This is a genomic window from Gammaproteobacteria bacterium, assembly GCA_032250735.1.
Taxonomy (GTDB): Bacteria; Pseudomonadota; Gammaproteobacteria; order SZUA-152; family SZUA-152; genus SZUA-152.
Map to the genome: position 1 here is coordinate 19347 of JAVVEP010000032.1, position 13602 is coordinate 32948.

Consider the following 13602-nt stretch of genomic DNA (forward strand, 5'->3'; position numbering starts at 1 on the left):
GCGCTCAAAACCGTTCCAGTTCGGGGAAGGCCAGCTCACCCTTGTGCACATGCATGGCGCCGAATTCGGCGCAACGATGCAGCGTGGGCACCGCCTTGCCGGGATTCAATAATCCCCGCGCGTCGAATGCCTGCTTGAGCGCATGAAACTGGGTGAGTTCCGCCGGATTGAACTGGCTGCACATCTGGTTGATCTTTTCCATTCCCACGCCGTGCTCGCCGGTGATGGTGCCGCCCACTTCCACACACAGTTCCAGAATCCTTGCACCAAACTCCTCGGTGCGTTCAAGCTCGCCCGGGATGTTCGCATCATAAAGGATCAGCGGATGCAGATTGCCGTCCCCGGCATGAAACACGTTGGCCACCGGCAGCTGGTAATGAAGCGACAGCTCATTCATGCGGCGCAGCACTTCGGGTAGGCGCTTGCGCGGAATCGTGCCATCCATGCAGTAATAATCGGGCGAGATACGGCCTACCGCCGGGAAGGCGGCCTTGCGCCCCTTCCAGAACACGGCGCGTTCCTGTTCGTCGCGCGCGGTACGCACCTCGGTTGCACCACTGTGCTGGAGAATCTCCCGCACCTGCATGACCTGCTCGGACACCTCCTCGTTGCTGCCATCGAGTTCGCACAGCAGGATCGCCTCGGCGTCACGCGGATAACCGGCATGCACAAAATCCTCGGCCGCCTTGATCGCCAGCCGGTCCATCATTTCCAGGCCAGCGGGAATGACCCCGGCGGCGATGATGGCGCCGACTGCCACACCGGCCTTTTCCACATCATCAAACGCGGCGAGCAACACCTGGGCGCGTTCGGGAACGGGTAGCAGATTGACCGTGACCTCGACAATGATGCCGAGCATGCCTTCGGAGCCAGTCATAATAGCCAGCAAATCATAACCGGGACTGTCCAGCGCCATGCTGCCGATAGTGAGCAGCTCCCCTTCAATGGTGACAATTTTCAGGGCGCGAATATTGTGCACCGTCAGCCCGTATTTGAGGCAATGCACCCCGCCGGAATTTTCCGCCACGTTGCCGCCGATCGTGCAGGCAATTTGCGAAGAGGGATCGGGCGCGTAATACAGGCCGAATGGCCGGGCCGCATCGGAGATCGCCAGATTGCGCACGCCGGGCTGCACGCGCGCCGTGCGCCCCTGTGGATCGAGGTCGAGGATAGAGGTAAAACGCGCCAGGCTGAGCAGCACGCCCTGCTCCAACGGCAGGGCGCCGCCGGACAGACCCGTGCCGGCGCCGCGTGCCACCACCGGCACATTCTGTTCATAACACAGCTTTACGATGGCCTGCACTTGCTCGATGGTCTCGGGCAGCACCACGACCATCGGTAGGCGCCGATAGGCGGACAGGCCATCGCATTCATAGGGACGCAAATCCTCCGCCTCGTGCAGCACCGCGCTGGCCGGCAGCAGGGCCTGCAAGCGGGCGAGCAGATCCGCCTTGCTGATGCGGGCCTGCGGGATCGCGTCAATGTTGTGCGTGTGTGTGTGCATGCCTTAAGGCCTTTGCCCGCTCAGATACCTTGCAGCAACCCATCGCCGCCTGTGGCACGCGGCAATGACTGTCTGCAAATTCGTTTTCATTACGGCTGTCTCCAGTTAGGCGGAGACCACCTGGCCAATCCCGGCCGCCAGCGTTGCCGAGAGGCGATTATAGACGGTCGCCAGCGCGGACTCGTCACCCACATTGCCCGGAAAAATCACCACCGGTAAGCGCGGATAACGCGGGTGATCCTCTGGACAGCGCACCACGGAACAGCCGGCGAGAATCTGCCCGACCACGCGCGAGGTGCGCAGCGCCAGCCCATCACTCAGGACATCGTTGGAGGTGATGCCGCCCTTGCTGATCAGGAAACCGATGCCCTGCGGCAGATTGCGCACAATATCCATCAGAAATGCCGACACCATCATACCGAAGGCCAGGCGGGTTTGCTGATCCGCAAAATTCTTTTCCGTGCGGCTGGTAAAGATCACCACCGTTTTGCCGGCGTGATACGCCAGCGCTGCGGCATCGCAAAGGGAGCGCCGCAAGGCCTCGCGCTCGTGTTCGATGCGCTCGACATCCACTTCCAGCGGCACGATGCCCGGCTGCTGCAACAGGATATGCAATTGGGCCGTGGTTTTGCTGACGTGCGAACCGACGATGACGGCGCCAGGTTTGCCGTTGCGCACATACTCGCGCATGGCATCGGCGGCGACGGGTTGCGGTGGCAGTTGTGCCAGCGAGGTCAGCAGACTCGCGGCGCTGCGAAACAGAAAGCGTTTGCCCTGCGCGGCGGCACGGCGGATTTGCGCGGCGAACTGATCCATATCACTCTGCTGCTCGGCATCCACCACTGCACAGGTGTTGTGCTCCAGCCCCAGCAGGCGCGCCTGAATATCCGTGCGCACATCGGCCAGGGTGAAACGCTCCACCTGTGCGGCCCTGATCCGGCCCTGGGTTTTTTCCTCCACATAGTCGGGCAAATAGCTGTGGCGAAAACCGAATACCGAATCTTTGGCAAACTCGGTCTCGTGCACCGGCACTGGCGTGCCGTTGACCATGAGATAGTGCACGCTGTCGCGCGTCACCCGCCCGCCCTCAAAAAATGCGGGGGTGAGAAAGTGCGCATCGAAAGGTCCGAGCTCCTCGGCAATCACATCGGTTTCCACCGGGTAGTGGCCACGCAGGGTCGAGTCCGAACGGCTCACCAGAATCGGATTGATGTCGGTGCCGGACCCGGCCAGGGCATCGAGTGCCAGACGCAGGTTGCGACACACTTCGCGCGTCACCCCGGCCGCCTCGGTGGCGCCCATGCCGCGCGTATTAGTGAGCACAAAAAATAGCGGCGAGGCATCCTGCAATGCCGCTTTGAGCGTCTCGACATCCCACCGCGTCAGCAGCAGGCAACTATGCACCGTCTGCGATCCGGTCGGGTCGTCATCGAGCACGACGATTTTGGTATCGGTCATGGCCTGACTCCGTGGTGATTCATATAAGGTAGCAGGTGTCGACTGTCACTCTGGCCGACACCTGCCCGCGCCCGGCGCACCTCACTTGCCGACGAGTTCTATCGCCCGCTGGCACATGGCCTCGGCGGTAATGCCGTTGAAGGCCATGATCTCGTCCGCCGTGGCCGTGGTCTCACCGCGCTTCCAGCAAAAGGTGTCGCGGCGTGGTGCGCGGCTGCGCAGCAACACCGGTTCGAGCACGGCACTGGGGCCGCCAGTGACCGCCAGCAGGGCGTCGGCATCGAACAGCGCGTTGAAATGATCATCATCCATGAAGGCATTGTCCGGCTCGGACACCGTATCCCACGCCACATCGGTGGGACGATAAAGCCGACGCGGATTCATCACCGCCACGATGCGCACGCGATAGCCTTGCGCCTCGAGTTGATCCCGGGCGGCAAACACCGGCAGGAACACCATGTCACCGGTGGCAGCGATCACCACGCTGCCCTTGTCACCCCTGGCACTTTCGTACAGCGTAATGGCACCATCCTCGATGCCCTTGCGCGCATCTTCCAGCGATACATAAACCGGCAGCGGGCTTTTCGAGGCAATAATGGCCACGCCCTTGTTGAAGCTGTTGATGCCCCACTCATACGCCACCTGGATGGCATTGGCATCACACGGGAACAGCGGATACACATTGCCGTTACGCATCTGCGCGGCGAAAAAGTTTTCGATCTCCGGGCGCTGGTGGGTCCAGCCGTTGCGACCCTGTTCCAGCGCACCGGCGGTGAACATGCACATGACGGACGGCGTCCTACGGCGCAGCTCGGCCATGGCCTGGGTGACGGTTTGTACAATCGGCCAGCCATTGATGGCAAAGCTCTCATACGACAGCCAGATGGCCCGCGAACCAAACAGCGACAGACCCGCAGCCAGACCCGCACAGGCGTCTTCGTTGAGCGGTTCATACACCTGACCGGTCGGTGTCTGGTTGTACAGCGCGTCTTCGGTCGGGTGACGAATCTTCAACACATCGTTGATGTTCTTCATGCCCGAGGCCTCGTTGCCATCGGCATTGGTGACCAGATACCGCGGGTCGGCCTTGCCCACCGCACCGACCAGCACGCCCATCGCCGTCGATGGCACCTGCTGGTCACCGATGGCGAAATCCGTGGTCGGCAGTTTGCCCAGCGGCGCAATCCCCAGCACCGATTCGGTGACCGAGGTCTTCACCGCCGGCCCACCGCCGGCGCGCACGAAGTTCTCCCGCACCAGGGACCAGGCACGCGGCGAGATGGCGCGACGTTGCAGGCCTTCAATGATATGCGGCTTGTCCAGGGTGTCGGCCGGATACAGGTTGTGTGATTTGGAACCGACCGTGTGCACGCCGGCGCCTTTCATCTGCTTGATGATGAAGCAGGACAATATCCCGCTACTGGCCGCTCTGGCCGCGGCATCCATAGCTTCGAGCACCGCCTGGGCAAAGGCCACACGCCGGTCAAACGAGAAGTAGGTGCTGTCGACATAGGCCCCTTGCTGGTTGCTGTCATCAAAGTCCTTGGCGTCGACAATCACCACGTTCTTGAAACCGTGACCCTGCCAGTAGGCCGTCATCTCCGCATTGCTCATGCGCGACACCATGGAGTGGTGCTCCTGGCTGTAACCGTTCCACACCAGTACTGGCAGGAAGTTGGTGACCTCGGGATAGGCCACATTGAAATGCTGCATGGCGGACAGGATATAGGGCTCGCCCATACCGCCATCACCCATGGTGAAGGGGAAGAGCTTGTCGCAGTGCAACATGGCACCGGCCAGGGCAAAGTGCTGGCCCTGCCCCAGCGGGCCGGCCGGGGCGAGAATGCCGGGGATGGCGCCGGACAGATGGCCGAGCAGGCCGTGACGCTCACGAAAACGTGCCCGCATGTCCGCCACGGTCTTGATGCCCATTTCCTCCAGCGAGGTATCCAGGAACATGGCCGAGTAAAAGCCGGGGGCGTGGTGACCCACTTCGGTAATGATGTTGGTGTGGCCGAGCATGACCAGCGAGGCATAGGCCTCGGTACTGGAGGCAAAGCCACCGGGGTGACCGGAGCCCTTGGCGCCGGTCACCTGCAAGGTGAGATAGCGCAGGGCGTCGGCCATCAACAGGGTCTGATAGCCGGCCTGACGATCCTGGGCATTGGCCACTGCAGTCTGGCCTTCGGCGATGACCGCCGCTGCCCCGAGCTGGTCAAATTCCGGCCATTCCTTGCCAAAATGCTGAATGCCTTCACAAAAATCGGGGATGGACTGCGGATCGTACTCTGGGATTGCGGACATGTGCTGAACTCCTCTGTTGTAGAGACGGGCCCCCCTGGCCGGCAGCGAGTGGAGGGGGAGGCTCGCTGCCGGGCCAGGGGTACCCGGTTAAAACCCGGTTTAAAGTGACCTCTTGCAGTACCTTACTAAAACAGTTAGGATTTCACAATACACAATCGATTTCATAATATGAAATATGGACAACAAACTACATAGCTCGATACAAGTCGTAGACCGCGCCGTGTTTTTGCTCGACGCCCTGTCGCAATACGATCACCCGGTGAGTCTCAAATTCCTGGCGGCAGATACCCTGCTGCACCCCTCCACCGCCTTTCGCATACTGGGCGCACTGGTCACCCACGGCTTGGTAGAAAAGGACAAGCTGGGCGATTACCGGCTGGGTACCCGTCTGCTGGGCTGGGGTGATCGGGTGCGGTCACGCCTCGACCTGCGCGTGGAGGCCCGACCGATCATGGAGTGGCTGCGTGACGCGGTTGGCGAGACCGTGAACCTGACCCTGCAGGAAGGCGACGAGGTGGTTTATGTCGAGCGCATGGTCGGCCGGCGCGCCATCCGCGTTGAGCAGGTTATCGGCAGTCGCGCCCCCCTGCATGTCACCGCGGTGGGCAAGTTGATGCTCGGTGACATGGGCGAACAGGCCTGGAACGACTATGCCGAGCGTACCGGCCTGCCGATGTTTACCGACAACACCGTCGGCACCAGGGAGCAATTGGGCGAACAGATCAGGGCAGCGATGCGTAACGGCTATGCACTGGACAATGAAGAGGCCGAACTGGGCGTCGGCTGTATCGGCGTGGTGGTGCGCGACGCATCCGCCGCGGTCGTCGCCGGCCTGTCCATCTCCGCCCCTATCGAGCGTCGCAGCGATGAATGGATCGCACTGGTGCAGCAGGCCGGACAGCGTCTGTCCGCGCAACTGGGTTATCGCGGCTAGCCTCTACCACGTACCCCTTCTAACCAGAGTTCGCCATACCGATCCGGCCTAACTGCCTGTCGTGCAGGCGCGAAAGCAACACCAGCCCCGTAATGGCGCCCACCAGCGCCAGTGCCATATCCGACTGGGTATCCCAGCTATACCCCTGGGTGCCGAGAAAGGCCTCGGCGCCCTCGCCGGTGGCAATCGCGACCCACCATTCGATGAGTTCATAAAAGGCGCTCAGGGCGAGACACAGGCAAATGATGAACAGGTTGCGCCACGCCGCGCCATTGAAGACCGCATTGCGGATGACAATCTCACGGGTAATCAGCGCCGGCACAAAGCCCTGGGCGAAATGCCCGAGCTTGTCGTAATTGTTGCGCTCCAGGCCGAACAGCTCCTTTAGCTCATTGAACAGGGGGACCTCGGCGTAGGTGTAGTGCCCACCGATCATCAAGATGATGCAGTGCAGCAGGATCAGCACATACAACAGCGGGGTCAGGCGGAAGCTGTGATAGGTTGCCGCGATGGCGATAAAGCCGACGATGGCGGGAAAGACCTCCAGAAACCAGACGAATCGGTCCTTGGGTTCAATGGCGGACCACAGGAAAACCGCCGCGAATATAATCAGCCAGATGAATTTCAACGATGTCACTTCCTGTTTTACTTTCTATTTTACGTTCACCACGCAGGTGCCGGTTATCGAATCGTTTTCTGAATAAGTCAGTGCTGAGCCAATATAACCGGTAGAGGGTGTGGCTTACAAAACAAGAACCAAAACAAGAGGCAAAACAGGGGACGAAACCGGGGGAATTTTTCTGCGCGGCGTTTATGCGCAGCGGCCGGTTCGACCGCTGCGCCCTGCCCTTCATCGATGACGCACTTACCAGCTCTTGTAAGGCAGGAATTTGCCGTTGAGGGTGACGACGACGCGATCCCCGGCCGGGTTGGGTTCCTTATCAATGTGCATGGAGAAGTCGATCGCGCTCATGATGCCGTCGCCGAATTTTTCATGGATCAGCGCCTTGATCGTGTCGCCATACACGCCGACAATCTCGTACCAGCGGTAGATGACCGGGTCGGTGGGCACGGCCTTATCCCAGCTCTTGTGCGGAAACGCCTGCAATGCGCTGGAGACCGCCTCCGGCAAACCCAGCACCTCACACACCTTGTCGGCGAATTCGGGCTTGAGGCTGTTCATGCCCAGGCAGGCGGAGGTGAGAAACACCGGCGCCAGCCCCACCTGTTCGGCAATGGCCTCCCAGCCCAGTGCTGCGCGGTTTTTGGCCGCCATGATCTCTTCGGTCATTTCAATCTTGTTCATGGTTATTTCTCCTGCTCTCAGGTTGATGTCATGTGTTTGCGAGTGCCTGTTGCGCAGGCCGTCGCTAGCCGGCCGCCCGTTGATAGTGGTCCTTCTTCATCGCCGGCTCGGGTTCCGCGGCGGGGTCGACCACCAGGGGATGCTTGCTGTCCGTCGCCACGGCGCTGACGGAGGAGCCGGACAGTTCCCTGGAGCGATTGATCAGAAAGTCCACCAGATGGTTGCGGATCCGGTAATAGCCGGGGTGATGGATAATGTCGGTGCGGTTGCGCGGGCGGGGTATCGATACCTCGACCGATTCGGCGACCCGCGCCTGCGGCCCATTGGTCATCAGCAGGATGCGATCGGAGAGCAAGATTGCCTCGTCCACATCATGGGTGATCATAAACACGGTTTGCTGCGTCTCTTCCCAGATCTTCAGCAGCTCTTCCTGGATCATGCCGCGCGTCAGCGCATCCAGCGCACCGAACGGCTCATCCATCAGCAGTAACTGGGGCTGGGTGGCAAAGGCGCGGGCGATACTGACCCGCTGGCGCATACCGCCGGAAAGCTGCGAGGGCTTGCGGTGCTCGACCCCTTTCAGCCCGACCAGCGACAGGAACTTCATGCTGTGTTCGACGACCTGTTCCCGGCTCCACCGCGGCCAGCGCGCGGCGACCGCGAAGGTAATATTGTTCAGCGTATTGCGCCACGGCAACAGGCTGTAGTTCTGGAACACGACACCACGCTCCAGACTCGGGCCCGCGACCTCCCGGCCGTTCATGATCACGGCGCCGTCACTGGCCTCATCCAGACCGGCGAGGATATTCAGGATAGTGGACTTGCCACAGCCGGAATGGCCGATGATGCAGACAAACTCACCCTTGTTGATGCCAAAATTTGCGTTATCAAACACCGTCAGGTCCTGTTCGCCCCGCGGATTCGGGTAGCGTTTCGCCAACCCCTGTACTTCGACGAATTGTGTCGTCATGTCTTAGCTCCTACTCTTCGTATGCGACCAGCCGACTGACCGTGCCGAGCGCCATATCAAGCAGCATGCCGACAATACCGATCATCAGGATGGAAAAAATGACGCTGGCCAGATCCAGGTTATTCCACTCGTTCCACACGTAGTAACCGATACCGGTACCCCCCACCAGCATCTCGGCCGCCACAATCACCAGCCATGCGATGCCGACAGAAATTCTCATGCCGGTGAGGATCGTCGGCGCCGCGGCGGGCAGGATGACCTGGAATGCCGTCTTCAACGGCCCCAGCTCGTGGGTACGCGCCACGTTGATCCAGTCCTGACGCACGTTGGAGACACCAAACGCGGTGTTGGTCAACATGGGCCAGATCGAGCAGATGAAAATTACGAAGATTGCCGAGGCCTCGGAGTCCTGGATGATGAACAGGGCGAGCGGCATCCATGCCAACGGCGATATCGGTCGCAACACCTGAATAAACGGGTTCAGCGCCTTGTGCATCAACGGCGACATACCCACCAGAAAACCGATCGGGATGGCCACCAGCGCCGCAAGCAGGAAGCCCGTCAATACCCGATAGATCGAGTAACCCAACTGAATACCGATACCCTTGTCATTGGGCCCGGCATCATAAAAAGGGTTGCCCAGTTCGGCCAGTGCCAGACTGAACACGGCGGATGGCGGCGGTACACGCGCCTCCTGCGAGGCGCCTCCCATCAACAGCTCGTATTCAGACTGCGGCGCGGTATCCCTGGGCACAATGTTGAGGCCTTCCCAGAAAGCGAGAAACAGCGCCAACAGCACCAGCGATAACAGGGCCGACCTGAATGGCAGTGACTTGTGCATCAGCTCCTCCGGATCTTGAAGCTCTGAACGTATTCCTCGGGTTTGGTGTAATCAAACTCCTTACCCATGATGGTGTAGTTCTGGTAGGTTTTGCCCGGCGGCGTATAACCCAGCTCCTTCATGATCCTGGCAGTGTCTGCGGCAAGATAGACCTCCTCCGCAATCTGCCGGTAATTGACATCGCCCTTGATGTAGCCCCAGCGCTTCATCTGGGTGAGGATCCACACACCCATCGAGTGCCACGGGAAGGGATCAAAGTCGATACGGTTAGGCACATCCATTACCCCGCCCAGGCCATCGGCATACCGGCCGGTGAGCACCTGTTGAATAACCGGCACGGGCTGATTGAGATAGTTTTTCGGCGCAATCGCCTCGGCGATCTCACTGCGGTTTTCCTGCTTGGCCGAGTAATGGGTGGCATCAATAATGGAACGCAACAGCGCGCCGTAGGTGTTGGGGTTATTGACGGCAAACTCTTTGGAGCAGGCAAACGCGCAACAGGGATGGCCTTCCCAGATGTCTTTGGTCAGCATGTGAATGAAGCCGACCTTCTCCCATACCGCGCGCTGATTGAACGGGTCAGGCGAGAGATAGCCGTCAAGATTGCCGGCACGCAGGTTGGCGACCATTTCCGGCGGTGGCACAACGCGGATCTGGATATCCTTGTCCGGGTCCAGACCGTGTTCGGCGACGTAATAACGTAACAGGAAGTTGTGCATCGAGTATTCGAACGGCACACCGAATTTAAACCCTTTCCACTGTTTTGGATCGCGCTTGTCCTTGTGGTCCACATGCAGGACGATGGCCTGGCCGTTGATGTTTTCCACCGCAGGCATGATGTAAGGCTTGGCCGTAGAGCCGGCGCCCATGCTCATCGCCAACGGCATCGGCGTCAGCATGTGCGCGGCGTCATATTCGTTGGATAAGGATTTGTCTCGCGCCACCGCCCAGCCGGCGGTCTTGATCACGTTGACATCCAGCCCGTACTTCGCATAGAAACCCATCGGGTGCGCCATGATGATCGGCGTGGCGCAGGTAATCGGCACAAAGCCTACATCCAGTTTGGTTTTCTCCAGCTTGCCCATACTGTCCTTGAGCGCGGCCTTCGCCTCCGCCAGCGGAAACAGGGCGCCGAACACCGCAGCGGCGGTGCCAGCCCCCACCAGACCGAGAAAGGCGCGACGGCTCATTTCATTGTGGCCGAACACCGAGCGCACCACCGCGCTTTCAATCGCCCGATCCATCATTTCCTCAGCCGAATCAAATGCGGCACTACCCGACTCGGGCGTGTGAACTGTAGCGCCCTGCCCGGATGCGTGCGGCTGACTGGTCGCGGATTCGTACAGCGCATTTTCCAGCTGATCCTGACGCTGGCCGGCAGTCAGTCCATCACGCGAGGGATCCTGCCTGGCGCTGTTACACAGTGGGCAATCACAACTGGCCTTGTGCGTCAGGTTGCTGTGCGGATTAAACGGATCGTTAAGGCTCTTGTAGGTCATCGGATTTTCCCCTTGCTTACCTGTAGTGCATGGTTTTCGACAGCGCTCTCTTTTAGTGCAAATCATCATCGCCATCTCGAGCAAAACAGTGTCTTCACAACGATGATCTGCACCACTGCCATGATCTAGAGCACAGGCCGTGCCAGCCACGAATGATTCCGCTAAGGCATTGAAATAAAACAGGTCTTTATCGACGGGGTAAAAAGTGACGACGCTGAAATTTCGTAGAACAACGCGTTTTCGTAATCGTGATTACGAAGCCTCGTAGCATTGGCACAGATCATGGAATACAGGGATATCGCCGTCATGAAACCTTCATCCGGGAAAGCCCATCATGCCCACACAGATCGAAAACCTGTTCCTCCATCTCAGCGATGCCGTGCTGCTGATCGACCCCTACAACGACACCGTGCTCAAGGCCAACCCCGAGGCGCAGATCCTGCTCGGCTATACCGCGCAGGCGTTTGACCGGCTGCGCCCGAGCCACCTTTTCCTGCCGGATCTGGCGGGCATGATTGCCTTTACCCAGGCAGTGCTGCACAAGGGACGTTACTGGAGCAACGAGCTGCACGCGCTGGACCAGAAAAATAATCCGCTACGGCTGGAGGTCTCCGCCAGCGTGCTGCAGGAGCCGGACGCCACGCTGATGATCTGCACGCTGCGTAATCATGAAAAAATCGAAGACCTGCGACGCATCACCGAGGCCAACTCACTCCAGCGTGAGGGACTGGAAGGCTGGAAAAGTATCGATTCGGTATTCAGGGAATTCGAGCGCCAGAATCAGTTGATCCTCAATGCGGCCGGTGAAGGTATCTATGGTGTCGATACCGAAGGCAACACCACCTTCATCAATGCCGCGGCTGAACGCATCCTGGGCTGGCGGGCCGATGAACTGAGCGGAAGAAATATCCACAAGCTGATCCACCACAGTCATGCCGATGGCGATCACTATCCCGATCATGAATGTCACATCTTTGCGGCATTTCGCGACGGCGAGGTACGCCATATCGATAACGAGGTGTTCTGGCGCAGGGACGGAAACTCAATCCCGGTGGAATACACCAGCACGCCCATCATGGAAGAAGGGCGCCTGATCGGCGCGGTGGTCATCTTCCGCGACATCAGCGAACGCAAACAGGCAGAGACAAAACTGCATGCCGCCCTCAACGAGGTGCAGACCCTGAAGCGAAAACTGGAACTGGAAAATGCCTATCTGCAGGAGGAATATCTCACCGGGCATAACTATAAGGAGATCGTGGGCAACAGCGCCGCCATCAATCAGGTGATCCGCCAGATTGAACTGGTCGCCCCGACCAATGCCGCAGTCCTCATTACCGGTGAATCCGGTACCGGCAAGGAACTGATTGCCCGCGCCATCCATGAGCATAGCGACCGCCATGACCGGCCGATGATCCGCGTCAACTGCGCATCCATTCCGCATGAACTGTTTGAGAGCGAATTCTTCGGCCACATCAAGGGGGCCTTTACCGGCGCAGTCAGCGATCGCGCCGGCCGATTTGAACTGGCCGACGGCGGCACCCTTTTCCTTGACGAGATTGGCGAGATACCGATGGACCTGCAGGGAAAACTCTTGCGCGTGCTACAGGAGCAGCAATTTGAACGGGTGGGCGAATCCACCACCCGGCGCGTGGATGTGCGTATCATCGCGGCCACCAACCGCAACCTGAAAACAGAGGCCGAGGCCAGGCGCTTCAGGGAAGATCTGTATTTTCGCCTGAATGTCTTTCCCATTGAATCGATCCCCCTGCGTGAGCGGCTCGAAGATATCCCCCTGCTCGTCACCCACTTCCTGCGCATCACCTGCAAAAACCTTGGCAAGCCCGCGGTACATAAGCCCGAGGTCCAACTGACGAAGGGGGACATCGAACGCATGCAGGCCTACCACTGGCCGGGCAATATCCGTGAACTGATGAATGTCATCGAGCGCTCGGTGATCCTTTCCCGGGACGGAAGACTGCATCTGGACTTCAGCGCCCATGCACAGGGCACAAGATCGCACAGACCGGCGGGCCACATACCCGGCCATATCCATACCCAGGCCGAACTGCGCCAGCAGGAGCTGAATAACATCGTCGCCGCGCTGGAGAAATGCAACGGCCGACTGTTCGGCAAAAACGGCGCCGCAGAAATGCTGGCGATGAAACCCACCACCCTGGCATCGAGGATTAAAAAGCTGGGGATCAACCGCTACCGGTTTGTGAATCAATAACCTGGGGATTTCGCCACATACAAAAGACCCCAACAGGCGGGGCCAGTTTTATGTGGCGCAGAGCGAGGGATTGATGCGCACCAGCCCTGGCGCCCACCCCGGCAGGGAGCGCCTGCAGCTGTCCCGTTTATCTTTCCTGACAAACGGTCGAGCCCCGGAAGGTTGCCAACTAACGTCCAATTCGGCTAGATATTCCTTTGTAATCAACCGAGCAGACATTTAAATCGATATAAATTCTTCATTTTATAACTGCTTCCAACCTTTCAAAAATGAGTGCCTCCCTACCCCCCTGCCTTTGGGCTGTACTTTGTACAACATAATCAAAATCCGGGTGCTCAAGCAATTGACCTAATTCTTCACTTATATAATTTTGAATCCCTGTTTCTGCTTGCCCGATTTCCGCAACAAGTTCTGCTCTCCCATCAAATACACTGAGAATATCTTCCATATCACGACTATGTATTGGAGCATTATTGCCTCTTCCTTTATAGGCCTCTAATTTTGGCTCTTCAGCAGAATCTGTGGGTAAGTTTTGGTTCTGGCAAAGCCCCCAACG

At 59.1% G+C, this 13602-nt stretch carries 11 protein-coding genes; 2 read left to right on the forward strand and 9 right to left on the reverse strand.

Annotated elements, in window-relative coordinates; genetic code table 11:
* Positions 1-4: 4 nt before the first annotated feature.
* The 3 genes from RRB22_13835 to RRB22_13845 form a co-directional block, all read right to left on the reverse strand.
* Complete coding sequence (locus RRB22_13835; protein ID MDT8385483.1) at positions 5-1504, reverse strand: FAD-linked oxidase C-terminal domain-containing protein; 1500 nt, start codon at positions 1502-1504, stop codon at positions 5-7.
* A 105-nt stretch (positions 1505-1609) separates the two neighbouring features.
* The gene (locus tag RRB22_13840) at positions 1610-2962 is read right to left on the reverse strand and encodes a four-carbon acid sugar kinase family protein (protein ID MDT8385484.1); all 1353 of its coding nucleotides are present in this window, start codon (positions 2960-2962) and stop codon (positions 1610-1612) included.
* An 81-nt stretch (positions 2963-3043) separates the two neighbouring features.
* A complete protein-coding gene (locus tag RRB22_13845; GenBank protein ID MDT8385485.1) occupies positions 3044-5266 on the reverse strand; it encodes a phosphoketolase in 2223 nt (740 codons plus the stop codon).
* 175 nt (positions 5267-5441) lie between these two features.
* Here RRB22_13845 and RRB22_13850 point away from each other — a divergent pair, with 175 nt between their 5' ends.
* Positions 5442-6200, forward strand: coding sequence for an IclR family transcriptional regulator (locus RRB22_13850; GenBank protein ID MDT8385486.1), 759 nt, complete (start codon positions 5442-5444; stop codon positions 6198-6200).
* A 19-nt stretch (positions 6201-6219) separates the two neighbouring features.
* On the opposite strand, the gene RRB22_13855 is transcribed toward RRB22_13850, so the two are convergent.
* The 5 genes from RRB22_13855 to RRB22_13875 all read right to left on the reverse strand — a co-directional run bounded on the left by RRB22_13855 (position 6220) and on the right by RRB22_13875 (position 10816).
* Positions 6220-6828 carry a DUF2238 domain-containing protein gene (locus RRB22_13855; GenBank protein MDT8385487.1) on the reverse strand — a complete coding sequence of 203 codons (609 nt, stop codon included), beginning with the start codon at positions 6826-6828 and terminating at the stop codon, positions 6220-6222.
* 237 nt (positions 6829-7065) lie between these two features.
* Positions 7066-7506 carry a cyanase gene (cynS, locus tag RRB22_13860; protein ID MDT8385488.1) on the reverse strand — a complete coding sequence of 147 codons (441 nt, stop codon included), beginning with the start codon at positions 7504-7506 and terminating at the stop codon, positions 7066-7068.
* Between the two features lie 64 nt (positions 7507-7570).
* Positions 7571-8476, reverse strand: a complete 906-nt coding sequence (locus RRB22_13865; GenBank protein ID MDT8385489.1) for an ABC transporter ATP-binding protein — start codon at positions 8474-8476, stop codon at positions 7571-7573.
* 10 nt (positions 8477-8486) lie between these two features.
* The gene (ntrB, locus tag RRB22_13870; GenBank protein MDT8385490.1) at positions 8487-9317 is read right to left on the reverse strand and encodes a nitrate ABC transporter permease; all 831 of its coding nucleotides are present in this window, start codon (positions 9315-9317) and stop codon (positions 8487-8489) included.
* On the reverse strand, positions 9317-10816 hold the full coding sequence (locus RRB22_13875; protein MDT8385491.1) for an ABC transporter substrate-binding protein: 1500 nt from the start codon (positions 10814-10816) through the stop codon (positions 9317-9319). The genes ntrB and RRB22_13875 overlap by 1 nt, the downstream gene beginning before the upstream one ends.
* Before the next feature lie 334 nt (positions 10817-11150).
* On the opposite strand from RRB22_13875, the gene RRB22_13880 reads away from it, so the two are divergent.
* A complete protein-coding gene (locus RRB22_13880) occupies positions 11151-13046 on the forward strand; it encodes a sigma 54-interacting transcriptional regulator (GenBank protein MDT8385492.1) in 1896 nt (631 codons plus the stop codon).
* A gap of 238 nt (positions 13047-13284) precedes the next feature.
* Here RRB22_13880 and RRB22_13885 read toward each other — a convergent pair.
* Positions 13285-13602, reverse strand: a 318-nt coding sequence (locus RRB22_13885; GenBank protein ID MDT8385493.1) for a hypothetical protein, incomplete at its 5' end; no start/stop codon positions are given.

Bases quoted from the DNA above. Each gene is read 5' to 3' on its own strand.
- RRB22_13835 (MDT8385483.1), bottom strand. From the start codon at position 1,504: ATGCACACACACACGCACAACATTGACGCGATCCCGCAGGCCCGCATC.
- RRB22_13840 (MDT8385484.1), bottom strand. From the start codon at position 2,962: ATGACCGATACCAAAATCGTCGTGCTCGATGACGACCCGACCGGATCG.
- RRB22_13845 (MDT8385485.1), bottom strand. From the start codon at position 5,266: ATGTCCGCAATCCCAGAGTACGATCCGCAGTCCATCCCCGATTTTTGT.
- RRB22_13850 (MDT8385486.1), top strand. From the start codon at position 5,442: ATGGACAACAAACTACATAGCTCGATACAAGTCGTAGACCGCGCCGTG.
- cynS (MDT8385488.1), bottom strand. From the start codon at position 7,506: ATGAACAAGATTGAAATGACCGAAGAGATCATGGCGGCCAAAAACCGC.
- RRB22_13865 (MDT8385489.1), bottom strand. From the start codon at position 8,476: ATGACGACACAATTCGTCGAAGTACAGGGGTTGGCGAAACGCTACCCG.
- ntrB (MDT8385490.1), bottom strand. From the start codon at position 9,317: ATGCACAAGTCACTGCCATTCAGGTCGGCCCTGTTATCGCTGGTGCTG.
- RRB22_13875 (MDT8385491.1), bottom strand. From the start codon at position 10,816: ATGACCTACAAGAGCCTTAACGATCCGTTTAATCCGCACAGCAACCTG.
- RRB22_13880 (MDT8385492.1), top strand. From the start codon at position 11,151: ATGCCCACACAGATCGAAAACCTGTTCCTCCATCTCAGCGATGCCGTG.